The organism is Janibacter hoylei PVAS-1, assembly GCF_004025845.1.
In the GTDB taxonomy this organism is placed as follows: domain Bacteria; phylum Actinomycetota; class Actinomycetes; order Actinomycetales; family Dermatophilaceae; genus Janibacter; species Janibacter hoylei.
On record NZ_PIPF01000001.1, the window covers coordinates 409,960 to 431,855 of the forward strand.

Consider the following 21,896-nt stretch of genomic DNA (forward strand, 5'->3'; position numbering starts at 1 on the left):
TGGCACGACCCGGCGAAGGGAGCACCCCTGCCGGCGCTGTGATGACGACCGTCACGATGAGCGACGTCGCAGCAGACGCCGACCGCCTGCACGTCGCTCCTGCGGCACGGGTGCGCCGGCGATCCGGCTGGCCAGGTTGGCGATCGCCGACCGCAGCGGGCTGTCCGGTGCACACTCCGCCAGGGTCTGCCCGGCCAGGACCGCCTTGTCGGTCGCGGCAGGATCGTCGGGCAGGAAGGTGATGGACTCGAGGCCGGCGAACCGGGCGAGCGACTCGGCGACCCGGCGTTCCGGGTCGGGCCCGACCGACGACGCGCGCAGCCGGTTGACCACCGGCCGGGGCGTCGGCGAGGGGACCTGCCCCACGGTCTGCGCGGCGCGCACCATGCGCTGCAGGCCGATGGGGTCCGCCGCCCCGACGAGGAGGAGGTCATCCGCCTCGGCCAGACCGGTCAGCGTCGCCGCGTTGCGACGGGGGGCCAGCGTGTCGTAGCTGAGCTCCTCGTCGTCCTCGATGGCGAAGCCGAGGTCGAGCACGACGAAGGGGGCGAGCGAGCGCGCCAGCTCGATGATCTGCTGCACGGCGGCGGGTCGCACCTCGGTCCAGCGGCTGGGGGTGGGCAGGCCGGTGAGGACGCGGAAGCGGGGTGCGACCTCGAGGGCCAGCCGCGCCAGGGCGTGCAGGTCGAGCGTGCCGAGCTCTGAGGCCCGCGCTGCCGCGGCCAGCCCCGGCGCCTCGTCCAGGACGCTCAGCAGCTGCGCCGTCGCGGCACCGTAGGTGTCGAGGTCGAGCAGGACTGCGGCTCCTCCCGCCATCGCGATCTCGCTCGCGAGGTTGGCGGCCAGGGTCGTGCGCCCCGGCGCCCCGGTGGGACCCCAGACGGCGACGACCCGACCGCGCGTCGGTGCGACCGGCGGTGGCGGCGTGGCCTCGGTGACGGGCTCGATCGGTGCGGTCGGCGGGTCCTCGTCGCCCCAGAGCACCTCCGTGCCGAAGGGGACCGCCCCCGTCGACGCAGCCGTGAGCACGTCGAGCAGGTCGGTCGCCGGCGTGCCGACGTGCACGTGGCGACCGATGCCGAGCTGGCGCAGCCGACGCTCCTGCGCCTCGTCCCCGTCGGCACTCGCGCCGACGACGAGCACCCCGTGCGCCGCGAGGTGGGTGAGCGCATCCCGGTCGAGGCCACGCAGGTCGGCGGAGACCAGTGCCACGTCGCCCAGCCCGGCCGCTGCCGCTGCGAGCAGGTCGGCGAGGTCGACGCAGCGGCGCCCGACGGTGATGCCCGGCAGCCGGTCGACGACCTCGACCATGCGCCCCTCCCAGCCGTGGTCGAGCGCGGTGAGCACGACAGCGGCCATCAGTCCTGCTTCTCCGGGCTGCCCGCCTCGACGACGAGCTTGATCGGGCGCTTCGAGTCGTCGAGGGAGAGGATCTGCGGCACCTGGTCCTTGGGGATGACGAGGATGGCCGCCGCGGTCGACCCAGAGCTGATGACCCCACCCGAGCTCTTCGGGAGGGAGTGCACGGGCACTCCCTCGGCGACGACCTCGTAGGGGGTGTCCTCGTCGGTGCGACGGCCGTCCTCATCACGCTCCGGTGCGGCCGGCGCGAGCACGGTCACCGTCGAGCCCTTCGTCAGGTTGCTGAGCGAGACGGGGTCGACCCGCACCGGCACGCGCTGCACGTCGAGGTCGGCGGCGTTGACGACCGCCGCGCGCGGCAGCAGCTCGCCGGGGCCGAGAGCACGGTCGACGACCGCGCCCACCGGGATCTGCTGGCTCGTGGGGATGTAGCCGGACGAGGCGTCACCCAGCTGGACGTCGACCCGCTGGAGGTCCCCCTCCTCGATCGGCTCCCCCGGAGTGAGCGTCGTGCTGGCGGCCCAGACGCCGATGCGATCGTCCGCCGCCCGGAAGGCCAGGGCCCCGATGACGACGGACAGCAGGACGAGCAGGACGCCGATGATCAGGCGCGCGTCCTTCCACGACGGCTTGGTCAGCCGCCGGGCGGACGGGGTGGGCAGAGTGGTCACGGCGCTCCTGACGTGTCGACGGCGCTCTCGCAGACGATCATGCACGGAGGTAGCCCCCTTCGCCCGTCGACCGTCCACAGGCTCCGTCCCGCCGGTCGGTGAGGAGACGGCCCGGTGGCAGACTGGTCCCATGGCCCGCAGATTCGTCCCGCTCACCGAGGTCGCCGAGGTCCTCGGCGTCTCGGCTGCGCAGACCTATGCGCTCGTCCGCAGCGGTGAGCTGCCCGCGATCAAGGTGGGCGGCCGTGGTCAGTGGCGCGTCGAGGTGGCCGAGCTCGACGCCTACATCGAGCGGATGTACGCGCAGACGCGCGAGTTCGTCCAGCGCGGGGGCACCGAGGGCTGAGCGCCGCTCACGCCGAGGCGACGAGCGCGACGGCGGCGAAGGGGACGACCCGCTCGCCGGTGACGTTGTGCGGGCGCCGCGGCGCATCGAGCGGGTGCTCGGCGATGCCGAAGGCATCGGCCCCCACCCTGTCGATCGTCCCGTGCACGAGGCCGCCGTCGACGTCCGTGACCGCCACGGCCCGACGGTCGCGGCTGATCCCCCGCAGCGCTGACCCCAACCCGAAGCGGCGGGCCCGGGTGTCGTCCCGCGGCCGGCCCAGGCCCGAGACCCCGAGCACCGCCGGGGTCGGCACGACGAGCTGACGGCCCGTCTCCTCGACGACGAGCAGCCACCCGTCACCGCAGTCCTCGAGGACCCCACGAGCCGTCACACCACCGCGCACCCGCACGACGACCCGGGACCCGACGGCACCGGCGAGCTGCTCCCCCAGCGTGATCTTCGACCGCTCCGTGCGGGTCCGCTCGGCCACCTCGGCGTCGAGCTCGAGGCGGGTCTGGGCAGCGAGCTGTGCCTCGAGGTCGTCGAAGAGCCGGTCCCAGCGCATGGACCCAATCTAGGCCGCCCGCCGACGAGATGACCGCCACCGGTTGCCACCACGCGAATTGCATGCTTTGCTGTCAAACACCAGCAAACGACATCAAACGACATGGATCGACGATGAATGACATCGACGCGATGAAGCGCATCCCGGCCGTGGTCCTGACGACCACCGGTCTGCTCGGCGGGCTCGCCCTGGCGTCGGCCACCGCGGCGGGCGCCCACCGCCTGCTCCGTGAGGCCGCGGCCCCGGGCGGACCTCCCGACGCCGCCGTCGCCGGGCTGGCCGCCCTCGCCGTCGTGCTCATCGCCACGTGGGCGACCCTCGCGCTCGCGCTCGCCCTCGTCGCCCACCTCCCCGGCGCCGTCGGTGCCGCCGCCCGTCGGGCCCACGAGCGGGTGACGCCCGCCGTCGTGCGCCGCTGGGCCGCCGTCGCCCTCGGCGCATCGCTCACCGCCTCCGTGCTCCCCGGGACCGCCGTCGCGGCCAGCCTCCGCGGACCCGGATGGTCGGCCGCCTCGACCGGCACGCCCACGCCGGGATCGACCGGCGGTGCGACGAGCAGTCCGACGAGCGGCTCGTCCGGCGCGCCCGAGCCCGGATGGAGCTCGCTCCCTTCGCCCGCCGCCCCCTCACCCACGGCGACCGCGACCACGGCCCCGTCACCCACGGCGACTGCCACCACGGCGCCGCACGGGCCCGGCTGGACGCCACGACGGCCGCCGGCCCGTCAGCGCATCGCCCCGGACCTGCTCGTCGGACGCGACCGCACGGCAGCGAGCGCCGAGGTCGTGGTCCGGCGGGGCGACAGCCTGTGGTCCATCGTGCGCGCCCAACTCGGCCCCGGAGCGACCGACGCCGAGATCGCCGACGCCTGGCCCCGGTGGCACGCCGCCAACGCGCGACGCGTCGGGCCAGACCCCCACCTGCTGCTGCCCGGGACGCGACTCGTCCCGCCCACCGACCGACACGAGCCGGGTACCAGCCCGACGACGAAGGGGACGCCATGACCACCACCACACTGCGGGTGCTGCCGGCCCCGCGTCACACGCCCGTCGGGATCCCGCTCCCGACCCACGACCAGGGCCGCGACGAGCAACTCGCCCAGCCGACCCCCTACGTGCAGGACGCCCTCGCCGTCGACTTCGCCGCGGCCAGCGACGAGCAGATCTTCGGCCCGCAGCCGACCCGGACCTGCGACCTGCCCGACGCCCGCCAGTGGGCCGCGCACATCGCCCAAGGCGTCGTCGAGGTCATGCACGGCGTGCGCCCGCCGAGTCAGGTCATGCGATGGACCAGCCCGGAGGTGTACGCCGTCGTGGCTCGCCGCGGCTCCCGCGCCGCACGCCGACGTGACCAGCGCAGCTCGGCACACCGCACGCGAGTGGTCTCGGTCCACCTGTGCGAGCCCGCCACCGACGTCGTCGAGGCATCGGTCGTGCTCGTCGACGGGGCGCGCGTTCGAGCCCTCGCGCTCCGCCTGGCCGGCCGCGACGGCAGGTGGGTCGTCGAGGCTCTCCAGGTCGGGTGACCGGCCGGGTCAGCGGCCCTTCTTGGCCCTCTTCGCCTGCTTGGCGGCGGCCCGACGCTCGGAGCGGGACCCCTGACCACGGGCGGAGCCCCCTTCGTCGCGCTCCTCGACACCGCCGTCCTCGGACGGCGCGGAGTAGTGCAGCCGACGCTGGCGGGACCCGTCCTCCAGGCCCTTGGCGGTCACCTGCGGCCGCTCCTGCCCCTCGCCGCCGAGCAGGGCGTCCACGCTCTTGGGCTGGGTCGAGGACTCGGGCACCGTCGGCACCTGGACCTCGGAGTTGAAGAGGTAGCCGACCGACTCCTCCTTGATCGCCTCGTTCATCGCCTCGAAGAGCTGGAAGCCCTCGCGCTGGTACTCGACGAGCGGGTCGCGCTGGGCCATCGCCCGCAAGCCGATGCCCTCCTTGAGGTAGTCCATCTCGTACAGGTGCTCGCGCCACTTGCGGTCGAGCACCGACAGGACGACGCGGCGCTCGAACTCGCGGGCCACGGGCTCGCCGAGCTCGGCCTCGCGACGGTCGTAGGCCTCGTGGACGTCGGTGATGATCTCCTCGCGCAGGCTCTCGGCGTTGAGCCGGGCCAGACCGCCCGCCGCCTCGATGACCTGCTCGGGGCCGAGGGTGGTGGGGTAGATCGCCTTGAGGGCCGTGAAGAGCCGCTCGAGGTCCCAGTCCTCCGAAAAACCGCTCGCGGTCTCGCTGTCGACGTACCCACCGACGACGTCCGTCATGAAGTGCCGGACCTGCTCCTCGAGGTCTTCCCCCTCAAGGACCCGACGACGCTCGTCGTAGACGACCGTGCGCTGCCGGTTGAGGACGTCGTCGTACTTGAGCACGTTCTTGCGGGTCTCGTAGTTCTGCCCCTCGAGCTGGCTCTGGGCCCCCTCGATGGAGCGGGTGAGCATCTTGCCGGCGATGGGCGTCTCGTCGTCGATCTTCGCCGTCTGCATGACGCGGTCGACGAAGCCGGCGTTGAAGAGGCGCATCAGGCTGTCCTCGAGGGACAGGTAGAAGCGGGACTCACCCGGGTCGCCCTGACGGCCGGAGCGGCCGCGCAGCTGGTTGTCGATCCGTCGCGACTCGTGGCGCTCGGTACCCAGCACGTACAGACCACCGAGCTCGGTGACCTCCTCGTGCTCCGCCTCGACGGCCTTCTCGGCCTCGGCGAGTGCCTCGTCCCAGGCGGCCTCGTACTCCTCCGGTGTCTCCTCCGGGTCCAGCCCTCGCGCCTTGAGCTCGGCGACGGCACGGAACTCCGGGTTGCCACCGAGCATGATGTCGGTGCCTCGACCCGCCATGTTGGTGGCGACGGTGACGGCGCCCTTGCGCCCGGCGTCGGCGACGATGGCAGCCTCGCGCTCGTGGTGCTTGGCGTTGAGCACCGCGTGCTTGATCTTGCGCTTCTTCAGCTCCTGCGACAGGTACTCGCTCTTCTCCACGCTCGTCGTGCCGACGAGTACCGGCTGGCCCTGGGCGTGGCGCTCGGCGATGTCGTCGACGACGGCGTTGAACTTCGCCTGCTCGGTCCGGTAGACGAGGTCCGGCTGGTCCTTGCGGATCATCGGCTTGTTGGTCCGGATCGGCACGACGCCGAGCTGGTAGATCGAGTTGAGCTCGCCGGCCTCGGTCTGCGCGGTACCCGTCATGCCCGAGAGGGTGTCGTACATGCGGAAGTAGTTCTGGAGGGTGATCGTCGCGAGCGTCTGGTTCTCGTTCTTGATCTCCACCCCCTCCTTGGCCTCGATGGCCTGGTGCATGCCCTCGTTGTAGCGACGCCCGGCGAGCATGCGTCCGGTGTGCTCGTCGACGATGAGGACCTCGCCGTTCATCACGACGTAGTCCTTGTCGCGGGTGAAGAGCTCCTTGGCCTTGATCGCGTTGTTGAGGTACCCGATGAGCGGGGTGTTGACGCTCTCGTAGAGGTTGTCGATGCCGAGCATGTCCTCGATCTTCTCGATGCCCGGCTCGAGGATGCCGACGGTGCGCTTCTTCTCGTCGACCTCGTAGTCGCCCTCGGCCTCGATGCCACGCATGAGGTCGGCACCGTGGCCGCGCTCGAGCTTGCGGACCATCTTCGCGAACTCGGAGTACCACTTCGTCGGCTGGTCGGCGGGGCCCGAGATGATGAGCGGAGTGCGGGCTTCGTCGATGAGGATGGAGTCGACCTCGTCGACGATGGCGAAGTTGTGACCGCGCTGGACGAGCTCGTCGGTGTTCCACGCCATGTTGTCGCGCAGGTAGTCGAAGCCGAACTCGTTGTTGGTGCCGTAGGTGATGTCCTTGGCGTACTCGGCCCGGCGCTGCTCGGGGTTCATCGACGCGAGGATGACACCGGTCTCGAGACCGAGGGCCCGGTGGACGCGGCCCATGAGGTCGGCCTGGTACTCGGCGAGGTAGTCGTTGACCGTGACGACGTGCACACCCTTGCCCTCGATGGCGTTGAGGTACGACGGGAGCGTCGCGACGAGGGTCTTGCCCTCACCGGTCTTCATCTCGGCGACGTTGCCCTGGTGCAGGGCCGCACCACCCATGATCTGCACGTCGAAGTGCCGCTTGCCGATGGTCCGGCGGCTCGCCTCGCGGACCGCGGCGAAGGCCTCGGGGAGGATGTCGTCGAGGGTCTCGCCGTCCTTGAGGCGCTTGCGGAAGACGTCGGTCTCGGCACGCAGCTCGGCATCGGTCAGCTTTTCGAAGTCCTCCTCGATGGCGTTGACCTGGGCGGCGATGCCTTCGAGCCGCTTGACGGCGCGGCCCTCTCCGGCGCGCAGCATGCGCTCGACGATCTTCACGAACTTCACTCCTGACATGGTCCATCCGGGCACGACAGGTCGCCGCGACCGGCAGGGTCATCCCACAGGCTAATCGTTTGCCGGGCCGGTGACCGACCGGGCACTGTGACCCGGGTGAACGAGCACGCTGACAGCGAGGTTCCGCACGGCCCCTTCCCCGACATCGTCCCAGCCCTACGACCTCGCCACCGCGGAGACCTTCCTGCAGAGCCACGTCGACGAGTGGTCCCAGCCGCGGGGCTGGGCCTTCACGCACGGCGCGCCGAGCCTCGACTGGTACGCCGCACGGCGCAACCTCGCCTCCTGGCGCGTCGCCCACGCCTGCGGGTTCACCCACCACGGCAGCCTCCCCCAGCGGGTGCCGGTGCGCGACGGCACCGCCGACGCCTGGCGCGCCTCGCTCCTGCATGGGGAGCCGATGACCCCGCGGCACACGTGGGTCGTGCCGCCGCTCGTCGAGGTCGGCGGGCTGCGTCTGCGCCCCCTGCGCGACGACGACCGGGCCATCGCCGATGTCGCGTCCGACGACCCGCTCGGCGAGGTCCTCGTCTTCACCCGGGGCGGTGAGCTCGTCGAGGGCGGGACGGCGGAGCTCGGCGACTCCGTCCGACCGAGCGCGCACGGTCGCGGACAACGAGGCGAGCAACAGGATGCTCGCCGGCGCCGGGTTCACGCGGTGGGGCCGCGAGGAGGCTGCCGAGGCCCCTGACGGCTCGGTCGGCCCCGCACTGCACTGGGAGCGGCTGGCCTGACCTGCGCTCAGGCGCCGACGACCTCGCCGAGGCCCAGCCAGGTTGCCATCTGCCCGAGCTCGTCGTCCAGCTCGCCACGGTCCTGCGCTCCCCCGCGGCCCGGCTCCCAGGTGATCTGGCGGGCGAGCAGCGCCCCGGCGGTACGGTCCGCCTTGAGGTCGACCCGGCCGACGAGCTCGTCGCCGAGCAGGAAGGGCAGCACGTAGTAGCCGTGGACCCGCTGCTCCGCCGGCGTGTAGATCTCGATCCGGTAGTGGAAGTCGAAGATCCGCTCCACCCGCGGCCGGCACCACACGAGGCTGTCGAAGGGGGACAGCAGCGCCCGGGCGTGCACGGACCGAGGACTGCGGGCCCCGACGTGCAGCCACGCCGGCTGGTCCCACCCACGGACCTCGACCGGCTCGAGCTCGCCGGTCTCGACGAGCCGCCCGATCGCCGGCCGCACGTGCACGCGCTTGAGCCGGAAGTAGTCTGCGAGGTCCGCCTCGGTCGCCACGCCCGTGGCGCGCGCGGAGATGCGCACGAGCTCGACATGGGCCTGCTCGTGTGACGGACGGGTCTCGGGGTCGAGCCAGGTCGCGGCGTGTGCCGCTGGCACGACGCGCTCGAGAGCCGCATAGCGGCGCTCGAACTGCGGGGTCCGCCCGGCAGAGCTGATCTCCCCCGCCCAGAAGAGGTGCTCGAGAGCGTGCTTGACCTGCGACCAGTTCCAGCCCCAGTGCTCCTCGTCCCCCGTGCGCTCGTGCCCCAGCGCCGCCTCGATCTCGCGGGCCGTGCGCGGACGGCCGGCCCGGACCTCGGCCAGGACCGCAGCGACGACGTCCGGCTGGTCGCGTGCGACGGCCTGCATACCGCCCCATGACTCCTCCCGCGCCCGACGCATCCGCGGGTACTCCATGAGCGGCCACGTGCCGGGCGGCAGGAGACTCGCCTCGTGCGCCCAGTACTCGACGAGCCGTCGCGGCGCCCGGTCACGCATCCGGTCGAGCAGGGCGGTGTCGTAGGGCCCGACGCGCGAGAAGAAGGGCAGGTAGTGGCTGCGGGTCAGCACGTTGACGCTGTCGATCTGGACGAGGCCGACGGTGTCGACGACTCGCTGCAGGTCGCGCGTCGTCGGCTCCCGCTCCGGCCGCGGCCGCGCGAGCCCTTGGGCCGCGATGGCGATCCGCCGCGCCGCGGCCTCCGTCAGTGTGCGCACGAGCCCAGACTGCCCCACCCCACCGACAGCCCGCGCGATACGCGGCCGGCACGACCGGCGTGGTTGGGTGGCGCGGACGAAGGCTCGGACGGCCCTAAGGAAAAGTCCGGACCGCTGGTCCTCGACGTCACGTCGAGGGGCAGTCCGGACTTTTCCATGAGTCGGGCCGCCCCGACCTTCGTCCGCGCCGTCACCGTGCCCGGATCAGGTCAGGGCACGGTCGCGTGGAGCCGGGCGGGAGCTGCGCCGGGTCAGCGGACGGAGACGGGCTCCTCGACGCGGGTGCCGTTGATGGCTGCGCCGTCGACGGAGGTGCCGTTGGCACCGTCCTGGACGTCGAGGTGGATGACGCCGTAGGACCAGCCGCGGCGGCGGTAGACGACGCTCGGACGGTCGTTGTCGGAGTCGTGGAAGAGGAAGAAGTCGTGCCCGACGAGCTCCATGCGGCGCACGGCCTCGGCGAGGGTCATCGGCGCGCTCTCGTGGACCTTTTCGCGCACCTCGATCGGGCTGTCGCCGATGGTGCCGAACTGGTCGGGCTCCTCGGCCGTCTCCTCGGTGGGCAGGTCGGTCGCAAGCGGCTCGGTGAGCGTGGCGGTCGCCTCGCTGACCGACCGGCGCCGACGACCGCGCAGCACGTTGCGCTTGTCGTGGGCGCGGCGCAGGCGCTCGAGGAGCTTGTCGACGGCAAGGTCGACGGCGGCCTGCCGGTCGTCGTGGCAGGCCTCGGCACGGATCACCGGCCCCTTGGAGCGGCACGTGATCTCGACGCGCTCGCTCGCCTTGGCCTGACGTGGGTTGGCCTCGTGACTCACCATGACCTCGATGCGCTGGACGCGGGGATCGAGCTGCGTGACCTTCGACAGCTTGGTGTCGAGGTAGTCGCGCAGCCGGTCGGAGACGTTGACATGGCGTCCGGTGATGGCAATTTCCACGGAGTCCTCCTGGGGACGTCGGTACTGCGGTGGGGTTACGCCTGGCGAGGGCGTCGGGCTCAGGGCACCACCTCCACTGGGGACGGTCTCGTCGCGGGCTGCCGCCCGGGAACGCGAGAGGCCCCTGCGCCGTGCCGGCTGTGCCGGTCGAACGAGGGACCCATGACGACACGTTAGTCCGTGGGGCCGGGTAAAGGTAGGTCACGCGCTGGGAATCTGCGGGGGGTCACCGCGCACACCGCCATGCCGACGTGCGCGGCACCGGCCTCGAGCAGGGCGCGTCTCCCTTCGGCCAGGGTGGCGCCCGAGGTGAGCACGTCGTCGACGAGCACGCAGTCATGGCCACGGACCACCTGTGGGCGCCCGACGGACATCGCTGCGCGCAGGTTCGCCTGTCGCCCGGACCGGTCCAGCCCCGCCTGGTCAGCGGTCCCCCGCGCCATGCCGAGGACCGGGGTCAGACGTACGGCCGGACCCAGTGCGCGCGTGACCTCTCGCGCGAGGAGCATGGTCGGGCGGTCCCCTCGCTGCCGGACGGCTGCGGGCGACGACGGGATGGGCACGACCCGCACCGTGCGCCGGTCAGGGGCGAAGGGAACGGAGGTCACCTCACGACGGACGGCGTCGGCGAGCAGCCGTCCCAGCGGGCGGGCCAGGTCACGTCGGTCCCCGTCCTTGAAGGCCCGGACCAGGCGGGCAGCGACCCCGGCGTAGCTGACGGTGCCCGTGCACCCGGGCCAGCCCGCGGGCACCGGCTGCGGGGCGACGCGGCCGAGCTCGCCGAGGGCGAGCGCCGCCAGATCCTGCCGGCACGCGGCACAGATCACCTCGCCCGGCAGGTCACAGGCTGCGCACGTCCGGGTCAGGACGAGGTCGAGAGCCGCGTGCAGAGGCCCGAGGCGGGACGCGAGTGCCATGCTCCGAGACTGCCCTGCCTCGGGGGCGGGCCCTGGCCGAGCCGGCGAGCTGTGTGTTGGCAGCGCCCGGGTGGGGACCCTGTGGGTCACTTGCCGGCGACGACGGCCCCGGTGAGCGGCTTGAGCTCCTGCCACCGACCGCCCGAGCGCTGGAAGACGCGCTGCTTGTCGCTGATGAGCACCACGTCCTTGTCGTCGCCCGTCGTCGTGATGCCGACGGCGCCGGGGCGCTCGGTCATCGCCTCGACCTGACCACCGACGTGCACGAGGTAGGGCTGCAGCACCGCCTGCTTGTCGCGACGACCGATGACGGCGAGAGTCGTCGGGCCGACCCACACCGCCTCGATCATCTCGACGAGCTCGGCCCCGATGCGGAAGGTCTGGGGCGAGGTCTTGATGGGCAGCCCGTTGGCCCGCCGGACGACGCCTGCGATCTCGAGGGTGCTGCCCGAGCCCCGCCGCACCTCCGAGATCACGGCGACGCGGCTCCCTTCGGGCGAGACGACCGCAGCCTGGACGAGCCGCTGGCCCAGCCACGGGGTCGGGACGTGCTGCGGCGCAGCGGCGTCCTCGTCGTCGGCGTCGACCGTCGCATTGATCGCCCAGAGCCGGTGCCCGCTCTCGCGCCCCAGACCGGAGCCGCCGATCCACAGGACCCCGCCGTAGTCGTAGCAGGGATCGCTCATGTCCGCGGCGAAGGTCGCCACGGAGATCTGGCTCCCGTCGTCGCGATAGCGCACGAGGTCCTGCCCGTCACCGGAGACAGCCGCCACCTCCTTGCCGTCCAGACGCAACCCCAGCCGCACCGACGTCTTCGGGATCGGGGCGAAGGGAGATGACGCCGCCTTGAGGTGCTGCGTCGACACCGAGGCGAGCCGGTCGCCCACGGTGACGAGCTTGGTCCCACGGCGGGCCAGCACGACCGGGGTGCTCGAGCGGGTGCGGTCGACGAAGCCCAGCTGCTCGGGTGTCGTCAGCGGGTCGCTGATGCCGAGGTCGAGCTCGTTGCCCGAGAGGGTGATGACGACCTCGGTGACCGCGGGCAGCGACATGAGCGTCGCGACGAGCTGCGCGGCGAGCTGCTTGCGGGTCGTCGCGTCGTCGGCCACGGACTCGCTGTCCAGGTCGACGCGGGCGACCCCGTCACGGACGGGCACGGCGTCGACGACGAGCCGGGCGCCGTTGTCGGTCGAGACGGCGTCCTCGAGGTAGTCCGGCACCCGTCCCAGCTGGGCTCGGACGAGGCGGGTCGCGAGCTGGTCCTGGGGGAACCACCGCTGGTCGACGACGAGGGTGTTCCACCCGATCGCCGGGTAGTGGACCGGGTAGTCCCGGAAGATGAAGCCGACCTCCTGCTCCTGCAGGACCCGACCGAAGCCCTCCTCGAGCTGGTCGATGCGCCACTCGCCACCGACCTGCGTCATCTTGAAGTCGAAGATCTCCCAGAGGTTGGGCGGTGCGACGGTGTAGCGGCCCTCGGTGTCGATCGTCGCCCGCACGTGAACCTTGACCCGGTAGGTGTCCGCGGCCCCCTTGACGGGGCGGACCTTCGGCTCGTTGCCGTCGTAGATCACCGTCTGGCTGTCGGGGATCCACGCGCGGGCGAGGGTGTCGGTGAGGTACGAGCGGGTGATGTCGAGCCGCTCGCCGCTCGTCGCCCCGGCGTGGAGGAAGCCGACGATGATCTGCTCGGGACTCGCTCCCTCGTCCGGCTTGTTGGGGATGCGGTTGAGCGGCACCGGAGGCTCGCCGTCGACCTTGAGCCCCGGACGCACCGTGGTGTCCGCACCGAGTCCGCAGCCGGAGAGCGCGCCCGCGGCGGCGACACCGAGCACGGCGCGCCGGGAGACCCCCCGCGACGCGGTCACGCCGTGCCTCCGGGCAGGTCCCCCTCGCGGGGAGTGAGCGGCAGCGGCGAGGTGGTGAGCGGTCCGCCGGCCGTCCGGGGCACGGTGAGCCGGAAGCGCGAGCCGGACCCCGGCTCGCCCCAGGCCTGGAGCCACCCGTGGTGCAGGCGAGCGTCCTCGAGGGCGATGGCCAGACCCAGCCCGGACCCGCCCGTGGTCCGGGTGCGCGCCGGGTCGGCACGCCAGAAGCGGTTGAAGACGAGCGAGGCCTCCCCCGCCTTGAGCCCCACGCCGTGGTCCTCGACGAGCACGGCGGCCGCCTCGTCGTCGCCACCCACCCAGATGTCGACCGGGCGCCCCTCGCCGTGCTCGATCGCGTTGACCACGAGGTTGCGCAGGACGCGCTCGATGCGCCGGGCGTCAACCTCGGCCACCGCCGTCTGACCGGCCTCACGGTGGACCGTGACGTCGCTGCCCCTGGCGTCGGCGATGGAGGCCGTCGAGTCCACGACCCGGTCGATGATCGCGAAGAGGTCGACCGGGTCCTGCTCGAGGACCGCGGCACCGGCGTCGTACCGACTGATCTCGAGCAGGTCGGCGAGCAGCTCCTCGAAGCGGTCGAGCTCGTCGTGCAGCAGCTCGGCGGACCGGCCGGTCACCGCGTCCATCTCGTCGCGCGAGGAGTGGAGGAGGTCGGCAGCCATGCGGATCGTCGTCAGCGGGGTGCGCAGCTCGTGCGAGACGTCGGAGACAAATCTCTGCTGCACGCGGGAGAGCCCCTCCAGCTGGCGGATCTGTGTCTGGAGGTTGTCGGCCATCTCGTTGAAGGACTGGCCGAGCAGGGCCAGGTCGTCGTGCCCGCGCGCGGACATCCGCTCGTTGAGGTGGCCCGATGAGAGGCGTTCTGCCGCGGCCGCCGCTCGGCGCACCGGGGTGACGATCATGCTCGTCACGATGTAGGCGATCGCCGAGACCAGGGCGATGAGGAAGAGGGCGCCGAGGATGAAGGAGCGCGAGATCGTCCCGAGGGTCGCCTCCTCCTGGTCCATCGGGTAGATGAAGTAGATGTCGTAGCTCTCCGCGCTCGGCACCTCGATCTGCGAGCCGACGACGACGGCGGGGACGGTCTCGGAGTCGGACCTGCCCGGGAAGGATGTGCCCACCGCGTCGGTCGTCGGCCGGTCCAGCTCGATGACCGTCGTCTGCTGGCGGCTCGGGTCGGCCGAGACCGCCTGCCGGAGCGAGCTCGGGATGGACTCGAGGTTGACGTGGTCGGACTCCTCCGAGGGGATCCGCACGTCCGATGAGTTGTCGATGCTTCGGGTGAAGATGACGTACCGGCTCTCGTCGCCCGCCGGCGCCTTGAGCGTGCGGTTGACGAGGTTGCTGGCGAAGACCGGCAACTCCGGTGTCCCCGTGTACCCGTTGAAACCGGCCTGCGCGTCGTCGGTGAGCTTGCGGGACTCGGCCTGCGCCAGGTTGATCCGGTTGTCGACGAGGCCGTCGGCGATCGAGCGGTACATCGTCAGGCTGATGATCGAGACGACGACGAGACCGAGGATCAGGGTGCTCGTGACGACACGGAAGCGCAGCGACCGCCGCCACAGGCCGACGACCGCCTTGGCCTGCCGGACGAGGAAGCCGTCACCGGAGTCCGTGGACTCCGGGGCCGACGCGGAGTGCGTGGATGCCGGGTCCTCGGTCTCCGTGGCAGGGGCCGAGGACATCGTCAGGACGGCCCGGCCTTGTACCCGACCCCGCGGACGGTGACGACGATCTGCGGGTTCTCCGGGTCGTGCTCGATCTTGCTGCGCAGGCGCTGCACGTGCACGTTGACCAGACGGGTGTCACCCGCGTGCCGGTAGCCCCACACCTGCTCGAGCAGCACCTCGCGGCTGAAGACCTGCCAGGGCTTGCGGGCCAGCGCCACGAGGAGGTCGAACTCGAGCGGCGTGAGGCTCAACGACTGCTCGCCCCGCTTGACCGAGTGGCCGGCGACGTCGATCGTCAGGTCACCGATGGTCAACCGCTCGGGCTCGGGCTCGTCCCCACGGCGCAGGCGGGCGCGCAGCCGGGCGATGAGCTCCTGGGGCTTGAAGGGCTTGACGATGTAGTCGTCGGCGCCCGACTCCAGCCCGACGACGACGTCGACGGTGTCGGTGCGGGCGGTCAGCATGACGATGGGGACACCGGACTCCTGCCGCAGTCGGCGGCAGATCTCGATGCCGTCCATGCCCGGGAGCATGACGTCGAGCAGGACGAGGTCGGGGCGGGCCTCGTGGAAGGCGTCGATCGCGCGGGCGCCGTCGGCGACGTGTGCGACGTCGAGGCCCTCCTTGCGCAGGACGATCCCGAGCATCTCGGCCAGCGCCTGGTCGTCGTCGACGACGAGGACACGTCCCTTCACGGTGTTCCCTTTCCCACGGGTGCGGCAGCTGCCCGCCCATCATCACACAGGCGGACGTGCCCGCCGGCGCGCCACGGCGTAGGCTGGCGGCGAGGCCCACGACCGGGCCCGCGGACGAGGGAGCCGTACCCGTACCACGACACGACGGACTCGTGAGGAGTCCCATGTCCTGGTTCGTTCTCATCGTCTCGGGGATGCTCGAGGCCGTCTGGGCGGCCGCGCTGGCCGCCTCCCACGGATTCACCCGCCCACGCCCCACCCTCCTCCTCGTCGGCATCGTCGGCGCGGTCATCGGGCTGAAGCTCCTCCCTTCGCCCGACGACCCTGACGACACCGGCGCGGCCTAGGCTCGGGTGGTGACCACCCTGCCCATCCCGATCAGCCTGCTCGACCGCTCGCGCACCCGCGCCGGGGAGCCAGCCGCACGTGCGCTGCGCGACACCGTGGAGCGGGCGCGCCGGGCGGAGGAGCTCGGCTTCGGCCGCATCTGGGTGGCCGAGCACCACGCCGTCCCCGGTATCGCCAGCGGGAGCCCGCCGCTGCTCATGGCGGCGATCGCTGCTCGGACCGCGCGGATCCGGGTCGGTTCCGGAGGGGTCATGCTCCCCAACCACCGGCCGATCGTCGTGGCCGAGCAGGCGAAGATGCTCGCTGCCCTCCACTCCGACCGCATCGACCTGGGCGTGGGCAGGTCGCTCGGCTTCACGGCACCGGTGCGCGATGCCCTCGGCGTCCACGACTACGGACCGGAGCACTTTGCGAGAGACCTCGAGGAGCTCACCGCTCTGCTCGCGGGCACCGCGGCCGTCACTGCCATGCCGAAGGGAGTGCCCGCTCCCCCGCTCCTGGTGCTGGCGACCGGCTCCGGGCTGGCCGTCGCGGCGCGGCTCGGGCTGCCCGTGGTCGTCGGTGGCCCCCTCCTGCGAGGCGACCTCGTCCCCCTCGACGACTACCGAGCGGGCTTCCGCCCGCACCGCCCCGACGACGTCCCGCGCGTGCTCGTCAGCGTCGACGTCCTCGTCGCCGACAGCCGCGAGCAGGCCCGCGAGCTGGCGATGCCGGAGGCCTGGGCGATGGTGGAGTCACGCACGACCGGCGCCTTCCCTCCCCTTCGTCCCGAGCCGGCGATGCGCCTCACCGCCCGCCAGCAGGAGCAGGTCGAGCAGCACCTCGACCAGGTGGTCCACGGCACCGCGACCGACGTCGCCGACCAGCTCACCGCGATCGTCGAGCGCACCGGCGCCGACGAAGTCCTCGCCTTCTCATCCACCCACGACCGCGCCGCCCTGGCCGACAGCGACGCCGCCCTCGCCTCCCTGCGCTGAGGTAGCAGGAAGGGGCCCGGAGACACGTGCGTCTCCGGGCCCCTTCGTCCCTGGACTCAGTAGCGGTAGTGCTCCGGCTTGTACGGCCCGGCGACGTCGACGCCGAGGTACTCGGCCTGGCCCTTGGTCAGCTCGGTCAGCTCGACACCGAGGGCGTCGAGGTGGAGGCGGGCGACCTTTTCGTCGAGGTGCTTGGGCAGCGTCGTGACGCTCGGCCGGCCCTCCTCGTCGACGTACTCGTCCGCCTTGGCGAAGAGCTCGATCTGGGCGATCGTCTGGTTGGCGAAGGAGTTGCTCATGACGAAGCTCGGGTGGCCGGTGGCATTGCCGAGGTTCATCAGGCGACCCTCCGACAGCACGATGATCGAGTGCCCGTCGGCGAAGGTCCACTCGTGGACCTGCGGCTTGATCTCGGTCTTGGTGATGCCCTCGATCCGCGCGAGGCCGGCCATGTCGATCTCGTTGTCGAAGTGGCCGATGTTGGAGACGATCGCCTTGTTCTTCATCGACGACATGTGCTCGGCGGTGATGACGTCGTAGCAGCCGGTCGTCGTGACGAAGATGTCGCCGTAGGTGGCGGCCTTGTCCATCGTCGTGACCTCGAAGCCCTCCATCGCGGCCTGCAGGGCGCAGATGGGGTCGACCTCGGTGACGACGACGCGGGCGCCCTGGCCGGCGAGCGCGCTGGCGACGCCCTTGCCGACGTCGCCGTAGCCCGCGACGACGGCGACCTTGCCGCCGACGAGCACGTCGGTGGCGCGGTTGAGGCCGTCGAGGACGGAGTGGCGGGTGCCGTACTTGTTGTCGAACTTGCTCTTGGTCACCGCGTCGTTGACGTTGATCGCCGGGAAGAGCAGCTCGCCGGCCTCGGCGAGCTGGTAGAGGCGGTGGACACCGGTCGTGGTCTCCTCGGTGACGCCCTTGATCTGCTCGGCGACCTTCGTCCACTTGTGCGGGTCGGTGGCGAGGGTGCGGCGCACGAGCGCCTTGAAGACGGTGAACTCCTCGGAGTCGTCCTCGGTCGTGGGCGGCACCTGGCCGGCCGCCTCCCACTCCTTGCCCTTGTGGACGAGCATCGTGGCGTCGCCACCGTCGTCGAGGATCATGTTGGGACCGCCATCGGCCCAGGTGAGGATCTGCTCGGTGCAGTCCCAGTACTCCTCGAGGCTCTCGCCCTTCCACGCGAAGACGGGGACGCCCTGCGGGTTGTCGGGCGTGCCGCTGCCGACCACGATCGCCGCGGCGGCCTCGTCCTGCGTCGAATAGATGTTGCAGCTGGCCCAGCGGACCTCCGCGCCGAGCGCGGTGAGGGTCTCGATGAGCACGGCCGTCTGGACGGTCATGTGCAGCGAGCCGGCGATGCGCGCGCCCTTGAGCGGCTGGCTCTCGCCGTACTCCTCGCGCAGGCTCATCAGGCCGGGCATCTCGTGCTCGGCGAGGCGGATCTGGTGACGGCCGGCCTCGGCGAGGCCCAGGTCGGCGACCTTGTAGTCGAAGGACACGTGAAAACTCCTGTGACAGGTGTGGGATCGGACCCGGCGCGACCCTTCTGGGTCTGTCGCGGGGTATCACCCACGCCGGCACCGCCAGTGTAGGCGTCGGGACCGTCCGACCCCACTTCGGCGAAGGGGGCTGCCTCAGTGGGCCGCTGCGCCCTCCCCTTCGTCCTTGCCGAAGGGCAGCACGTGCATGACCGCGACGACGACGGCACCGACGAGCAGGCCGAGGATCGCCGAGGCGACGGTGTTGGTCAGCCAGCCGAGCACGCCGCCGAGGGCGCCGGTCGCCCCGTGGACGAGCTCCTCGAGGTGGTGGACGAACTCGTAGGGCTGCGGGAGCCAGCCGGTCTCCTCCAGGCCCACGAGGATGATGTGGCCACCGACCCAGAGCATCGCGGCGACACCGACGACGGACAGCACGCTGAGCAGCTTCGGCATGCCGGAGACGAGGCCCTGGCCGATCGTCTGCGAGAGGCCGGACTCGCGCTTGGCGAGGGCCAGACCGATGTCGTCCATCTTGACGATGAGCGCGACGGTCCCGTAGACGACGAGCGTGATGACGACGGCGACGACGATCATCACGGCGAGCAGGTACCAGAAGGAGTCGTTGAGCCCCTCGTCGAGGACCGCCTTGAGCGAGATGACCATGATCTCGGCGGAGAGGATGAAGTCTGTGGTCACCGCGCCCTTGACGATCGAGTCCTCGTCACCGATCTGCCCCTCCTCCTCAGCGTGGTGGCCGTGGCCGGAGACCTTCTCCCAGATCTTCTCGGCGCCCTCGAAGCACAGGTAGGTGCCGCCGAGCATGAGCAGCGGCGAGAGCAACCACGGGATGAAGGCGTTGAGCAACAGGATCGCGGGCACGATGAAGACGAGCTTGTTGCGCAGCGACCCGATGGTGATCCGCTTGATGATCGGCAGCTCGCGCTTGGGGTCGAGCCCCTCGACGTAGCGCGGGGTGACCGCTGTGTCGTCCACGACGACGCCGGCGGCCTTGACGCTGGCGCGCCCGGAGGCTGCGGCCACGTCGTCGATGGACGCCGCGGCGGCGCGGGCCAGCACCGAGATGTCGTCGAGCAGGGCGAAGAGACCGCCGCTCATCGCCGGGATCCGGTCATCGTGTGAGTCGTCTGCACGGGGACAGCGTATGGGAGCCCGGCGGTCGGTGCGCTCAGGCGAGCGGCGGCGACTCCACGTGGTCCTCGGGCGGGTTGAAGTCGAGCCCGAGCAGCGCATTTTCGACGACCTCGGTGAGCGCCGGGTGGATCCAGTACTGGCCGCGGACCATGTCGGCGACCGGTTGGTCGAAGGCCATCATCTGGATGAGCGGCTGGACGAGGGTCGAGGCCTCGGGGCCCAGGAGGTGCCCACCGACGAGCCGCCCGGTGCGACGGTCGGCGATGACCTTACAGATGCTGCTCGTGTCCTCCATGGCCCAGCCGTAGGCGGTGTCTCCGTACCGCTGCACCTTGACGCTGATGTCGAGCCCCTGAGCGCGGGCCTCCTCCTCGGTGAGCCCGACGGAGGCGATCTGCGGGTGGGTGAAGACCGCGGCCGGCACGGCGGTGTGGGTGAAGGACTGCAGGTCCTCGGGGTGGGCGAGGTTGTGGGCGACGACGCGGGCCTCGTGGTTGGCGACGTGCTTGAGCTGGAAGGGGGAGCTGGCGTCCCCGAGGGACCACACCCCGTCGGCGGTGGTGCGGCCGTGCTCGTCGACGACGATGCGGTGGTCGTCGCGCACCTCGACACCGGCGAGGTCCAGGCCCATGTGCTGCGTGCTCGGGCGGCGGCCGGTCGCGGCGAGCACGACGTCGGTGACGACGCTCGAGCCGTCGGAGAGTGTGACGGTGATGCCGTCGTCACCCCGTCGCAGGTCCGTGACCGTCGTCCTGAGCCGCACGTCCCACTGACCCGCGGCTGCCGCGGTAAAGGCCTCGGAGATGTCGCCGTCGAGATGACGCAGCAGGCGGTCTCCACGGGCGGAGACGACGACCTCGGTCCCGAAGGCGGAGAAGACGTGGGCCATCTCCATCGCGATGTAGCCACCTCCGACGACGAGCATCCGCGCCGGCAGCTCCGGCAGGCGCATGACGGTGTCAGAGGTGTGGATCTGGACGTCCTCACGCGCCGCTGCGTTGCCGAGCTCCTGTGGGCACGTCGCGTGCGCCCCGGTCGCGATGACGACCTGTCCGGCCCGCACCTGCTCGGTCGTGCCGTCGCGCATCTCGACCTCGAGCTCGCGCGGCCCGGTGAAGCGGGCCCGTCCACGCAGCAGGTGCACCCCCTCGCCGTCGCGCCGGTAGGCCTCGCCGGCGGCGGAGATCGGGTCGATCCGACCGAAGACGCGGTCGCGCACGTCGGTGAAACGCACCCGCTCGAGGGTCGCGTCGACACCCAGGCGGCCCCCTTCGCGCACCGCGGTGGCGATCTCGGCGACGTGGACGTACATCTTCGTCGGGATGCACCCGACGTTGAGGCAGGTTCCGCCGAAGACGGCTCCCCCTTCGATCATCGCGAAGGTGCGATCCGACAGCTCATCGGTGAGCAGGCTGTTGCCCGATCCGCTGCCGATGACAGCGATGTCGACGTCGATCACTCTGGGGCCTTCCGTGGGAGGGGCAGCTCGGAGATGCCCGGCGCCGACGCCGGGTCGAGCCCGTGGCCGATCGCCAGGTAGGTGGCGGCGTAGTCGGTGAGTGCCACGAGCTCAGCGAGCCGGGCGAGGTCGTGACCCGGGCCCGCCCAGTGCTCGAGCACCCGCACCCCGGCCGACTGCGCGTGGTCGGCGATGGACTGGGCGGTGTTGTGCCGCTCGACCTCCTCCGGCCGCCCGTCCGCGGTCGGTCGCGGGTCGCGCAGCAGGAGCAGGCCGAGCTCCGGCCCGGCGGGACCGTCGATGTAGGGGTCGGCGAAGACGTCGCGGCCGCCGTCAGGAGCGCTCGCGGCGCCGGTGAAGGGGCCGGAGAGGCAGGCGAGGACCTGGGCTGCCGCATCGGGCAGCCGCCCCCAGGTCGACGGGGTGCGTGCCGTGCGGGCGAGCATCGTGCTCGCACGGCGCGCGGCGACCCCGGTGACCGGGCCGTCACCGAGGACGACGGGCACCCGGCTCGAGAGGTCGAGCGCGAGGGTCTTGGCGGGGTTGACGAAGTACTCGGCGTCGGGCCGACAGGCCTCGGCCTGCGCGTCCAGCCGGTCAGCCACGTCGCCGAGGACGTCGCCGGGCACGTCGACGACGCCGCAGGCGGCCACGGCCAGGACGGCGCGAGCGACCATCCCCCACAGGGCCGCCCGCGAGTGCCCGCTACCCGGCTCGATCGGCAGGTGCACGCCGCGTGCCGCGTGCGCCGCCTCGGCGAGTGGGCTGTCCGGCGCCCCGATCGTCAGCACCTGGGCCCCACGCCGGGCAGCCTCACGGGCCTGCCGCACGGGACCGTCGGCGCGACCGGAGAGGGAGACGGCGACGACGAGGTCCAGCGTGCCGACCCAGCCGGGCAGCGGCCCGGACCCGTCGGCGGTCAGCAGCACCGGCCCGGTGCGGGCGGCGAGCAGGTCGAGCACCGTCCCCACGCCCTCGGCCCCACCGACCGCGGCGACGTGCACCGCTCGTGGCCGCTCTCCCCCGGCCACGAGCCCGAGGTCGGTCTCCGCGGCGATGGCGACCGCTCGACGGACCTGCGCCCCGGCTCCGGCCAGGCTGCGCAGCACGTCGCTGCGGTCGACGGCGCGGCGGCGTCCCTCGTCGTCGAGCAGGGTCTCGTCGAAGGGAGACATCGTC

20 protein-coding genes and 1 riboswitch are annotated in these 21,896 nt (G+C 71.8%); of the genes, 6 read left to right on the top strand and 14 right to left on the bottom strand.

Features of this window, described 5'->3' with window-relative positions; all coding sequences use genetic code 11:
- Positions 1-51: 51 nt before the first annotated feature.
- Together CWN80_RS02110 and CWN80_RS02115 are read right to left on the bottom strand one after the other, a co-directional pair.
- The gene (locus CWN80_RS02110; protein ID WP_128276786.1) at positions 52-1,359 is read right to left on the bottom strand and encodes a CpaE/TadZ family protein; all 1,308 of its coding nucleotides are present in this window, start codon (positions 1,357-1,359) and stop codon (positions 52-54) included.
- Positions 1,359-2,033, bottom strand: coding sequence for an SAF domain-containing protein (locus CWN80_RS02115; protein ID WP_007928846.1), 675 nt, complete (start codon positions 2,031-2,033; stop codon positions 1,359-1,361). Before CWN80_RS02115 ends, CWN80_RS02110 begins: the two co-directional genes overlap by 1 nt.
- Positions 2,034-2,163: 130 nt before the next feature.
- Between CWN80_RS02115 and CWN80_RS02120 the strand changes: the two genes are divergently transcribed.
- Positions 2,164-2,379, top strand: coding sequence for a helix-turn-helix domain-containing protein (locus CWN80_RS02120; protein WP_007928848.1), 216 nt, complete (start codon positions 2,164-2,166; stop codon positions 2,377-2,379).
- 7 nt (positions 2,380-2,386) lie between these two features.
- Here the strand turns inward: CWN80_RS02120 and CWN80_RS02125 are convergent, their stop codons facing one another.
- The gene (locus CWN80_RS02125) at positions 2,387-2,926 is read right to left on the bottom strand and encodes a hypothetical protein (RefSeq protein ID WP_007928851.1); all 540 of its coding nucleotides are present in this window, start codon (positions 2,924-2,926) and stop codon (positions 2,387-2,389) included.
- Positions 2,927-3,039: 113 nt separating this feature from the next.
- Here CWN80_RS02125 and CWN80_RS02130 point away from each other — a divergent pair, with 113 nt between their 5' ends.
- Together CWN80_RS02130 and CWN80_RS02135 are read left to right on the top strand one after the other, a co-directional pair.
- A complete protein-coding gene (locus tag CWN80_RS02130) occupies positions 3,040-3,930 on the top strand; it encodes a LysM peptidoglycan-binding domain-containing protein (RefSeq protein WP_128276787.1) in 891 nt (296 codons plus the stop codon).
- Positions 3,927-4,451, top strand: a complete 525-nt coding sequence (locus tag CWN80_RS02135; RefSeq protein ID WP_007928858.1) for an Rv3235 family protein — start codon at positions 3,927-3,929, stop codon at positions 4,449-4,451. Before CWN80_RS02130 ends, CWN80_RS02135 begins: the two co-directional genes overlap by 4 nt.
- A 9-nt stretch (positions 4,452-4,460) precedes the next feature.
- Here the strand turns inward: CWN80_RS02135 and secA are convergent, their stop codons facing one another.
- On the bottom strand, positions 4,461-7,223 hold the full coding sequence (gene secA / locus CWN80_RS02140; RefSeq protein ID WP_238148030.1) for a preprotein translocase subunit SecA: 2,763 nt from the start codon (positions 7,221-7,223) through the stop codon (positions 4,461-4,463).
- Positions 7,224-7,605: 382 nt separating this feature from the next.
- On the opposite strand from secA, the gene CWN80_RS02145 reads away from it, so the two are divergent.
- Positions 7,606-7,950 (top strand): hypothetical protein, encoded by a 345-nt coding sequence (locus CWN80_RS02145; protein ID WP_128276788.1) that lies wholly within the window; start codon positions 7,606-7,608, stop codon positions 7,948-7,950.
- A gap of 50 nt (positions 7,951-8,000) precedes the next feature.
- On the opposite strand, the gene CWN80_RS02150 is transcribed toward CWN80_RS02145, so the two are convergent.
- The 6 genes from CWN80_RS02150 to mtrA all read right to left on the bottom strand — a co-directional run bounded on the left by CWN80_RS02150 (position 8,001) and on the right by mtrA (position 15,297).
- Complete coding sequence (locus CWN80_RS02150; protein WP_007928867.1) at positions 8,001-9,191, bottom strand: winged helix-turn-helix domain-containing protein; 1,191 nt, start codon at positions 9,189-9,191, stop codon at positions 8,001-8,003.
- 251 nt (positions 9,192-9,442) lie between these two features.
- The gene (gene hpf / locus CWN80_RS02155; RefSeq protein WP_007928869.1) at positions 9,443-10,126 is read right to left on the bottom strand and encodes a ribosome hibernation-promoting factor, HPF/YfiA family; all 684 of its coding nucleotides are present in this window, start codon (positions 10,124-10,126) and stop codon (positions 9,443-9,445) included.
- 173 nt (positions 10,127-10,299) lie between these two features.
- Complete coding sequence (locus CWN80_RS02160; protein ID WP_007928870.1) at positions 10,300-11,043, bottom strand: ComF family protein; 744 nt, start codon at positions 11,041-11,043, stop codon at positions 10,300-10,302.
- A gap of 86 nt (positions 11,044-11,129) precedes the next feature.
- Complete coding sequence (locus CWN80_RS02165) at positions 11,130-12,911, bottom strand: LpqB family beta-propeller domain-containing protein (protein WP_128276789.1); 1,782 nt, start codon at positions 12,909-12,911, stop codon at positions 11,130-11,132.
- Positions 12,908-14,617, bottom strand: coding sequence for an MtrAB system histidine kinase MtrB (gene mtrB, locus CWN80_RS02170; protein ID WP_128276790.1), 1,710 nt, complete (start codon positions 14,615-14,617; stop codon positions 12,908-12,910). Before mtrB ends, CWN80_RS02165 begins: the two co-directional genes overlap by 4 nt.
- A gap of 2 nt (positions 14,618-14,619) precedes the next feature.
- On the bottom strand, positions 14,620-15,297 hold the full coding sequence (mtrA, locus tag CWN80_RS02175) for an MtrAB system response regulator MtrA (RefSeq protein WP_007928874.1): 678 nt from the start codon (positions 15,295-15,297) through the stop codon (positions 14,620-14,622).
- An 89-nt stretch (positions 15,298-15,386) separates the two neighbouring features.
- Positions 15,387-15,452, top strand: a riboswitch (guanidine-III (ykkC-III) riboswitch).
- 9 nt (positions 15,453-15,461) lie between these two features.
- Between mtrA and CWN80_RS02180 the strand changes: the two genes are divergently transcribed.
- Both CWN80_RS02180 and CWN80_RS02185 read left to right on the top strand, forming a co-directional pair.
- Positions 15,462-15,644, top strand: a complete 183-nt coding sequence (locus CWN80_RS02180; protein ID WP_128276791.1) for an SMR family transporter — start codon at positions 15,462-15,464, stop codon at positions 15,642-15,644.
- A gap of 9 nt (positions 15,645-15,653) precedes the next feature.
- Positions 15,654-16,622 carry an MsnO8 family LLM class oxidoreductase gene (locus CWN80_RS02185; RefSeq protein ID WP_238148014.1) on the top strand — a complete coding sequence of 323 codons (969 nt, stop codon included), beginning with the start codon at positions 15,654-15,656 and terminating at the stop codon, positions 16,620-16,622.
- A 56-nt stretch (positions 16,623-16,678) separates the two neighbouring features.
- On the opposite strand, the gene ahcY is transcribed toward CWN80_RS02185, so the two are convergent.
- The 4 genes from ahcY to CWN80_RS02205 form a co-directional block, all read right to left on the bottom strand.
- Positions 16,679-18,124 carry an adenosylhomocysteinase gene (ahcY, locus tag CWN80_RS02190; RefSeq protein WP_128276792.1) on the bottom strand — a complete coding sequence of 482 codons (1,446 nt, stop codon included), beginning with the start codon at positions 18,122-18,124 and terminating at the stop codon, positions 16,679-16,681.
- A 135-nt stretch (positions 18,125-18,259) separates the two neighbouring features.
- Complete coding sequence (locus tag CWN80_RS02195; protein ID WP_128276793.1) at positions 18,260-19,222, bottom strand: DUF808 domain-containing protein; 963 nt, start codon at positions 19,220-19,222, stop codon at positions 18,260-18,262.
- Positions 19,223-19,292: 70 nt separating this feature from the next.
- Entirely contained in the window at positions 19,293-20,717 is a 1,425-nt protein-coding gene (locus tag CWN80_RS02200) for a mycothione reductase (protein ID WP_007928877.1), read from the bottom strand.
- The gene (locus CWN80_RS02205) at positions 20,714-21,892 is read right to left on the bottom strand and encodes an SIS domain-containing protein (RefSeq protein WP_007928878.1); all 1,179 of its coding nucleotides are present in this window, start codon (positions 21,890-21,892) and stop codon (positions 20,714-20,716) included. The genes CWN80_RS02200 and CWN80_RS02205 overlap by 4 nt, the downstream gene beginning before the upstream one ends.
- Positions 21,893-21,896 lie beyond the last annotated feature (4 nt).

Excerpts from the sequence above, each read along its gene's own strand:
- CWN80_RS02110 (WP_128276786.1), bottom strand. The coding sequence starts at position 1,359 with ATGGCCGCTGTCGTGCTCACCGCGCTCGACCACGGCTGGGAGGGGCGC.
- CWN80_RS02120 (WP_007928848.1), top strand. The coding sequence starts at position 2,164 with ATGGCCCGCAGATTCGTCCCGCTCACCGAGGTCGCCGAGGTCCTCGGC.
- CWN80_RS02125 (WP_007928851.1), bottom strand. The coding sequence starts at position 2,926 with ATGCGCTGGGACCGGCTCTTCGACGACCTCGAGGCACAGCTCGCTGCC.
- CWN80_RS02130 (WP_128276787.1), top strand. The coding sequence starts at position 3,040 with ATGAATGACATCGACGCGATGAAGCGCATCCCGGCCGTGGTCCTGACG.
- CWN80_RS02135 (WP_007928858.1), top strand. The coding sequence starts at position 3,927 with ATGACCACCACCACACTGCGGGTGCTGCCGGCCCCGCGTCACACGCCC.
- secA (WP_238148030.1), bottom strand. The coding sequence starts at position 7,223 with ATGCTGCGCGCCGGAGAGGGCCGCGCCGTCAAGCGGCTCGAAGGCATC.
- CWN80_RS02160 (WP_007928870.1), bottom strand. The coding sequence starts at position 11,043 with ATGGCACTCGCGTCCCGCCTCGGGCCTCTGCACGCGGCTCTCGACCTC.
- mtrB (WP_128276790.1), bottom strand. The coding sequence starts at position 14,617 with ATGTCCTCGGCCCCTGCCACGGAGACCGAGGACCCGGCATCCACGCAC.
- CWN80_RS02180 (WP_128276791.1), top strand. The coding sequence starts at position 15,462 with ATGTCCTGGTTCGTTCTCATCGTCTCGGGGATGCTCGAGGCCGTCTGG.
- CWN80_RS02195 (WP_128276793.1), bottom strand. The coding sequence starts at position 19,222 with ATGAGCGGCGGTCTCTTCGCCCTGCTCGACGACATCTCGGTGCTGGCC.
- CWN80_RS02205 (WP_007928878.1), bottom strand. The coding sequence starts at position 21,892 with ATGTCTCCCTTCGACGAGACCCTGCTCGACGACGAGGGACGCCGCCGC.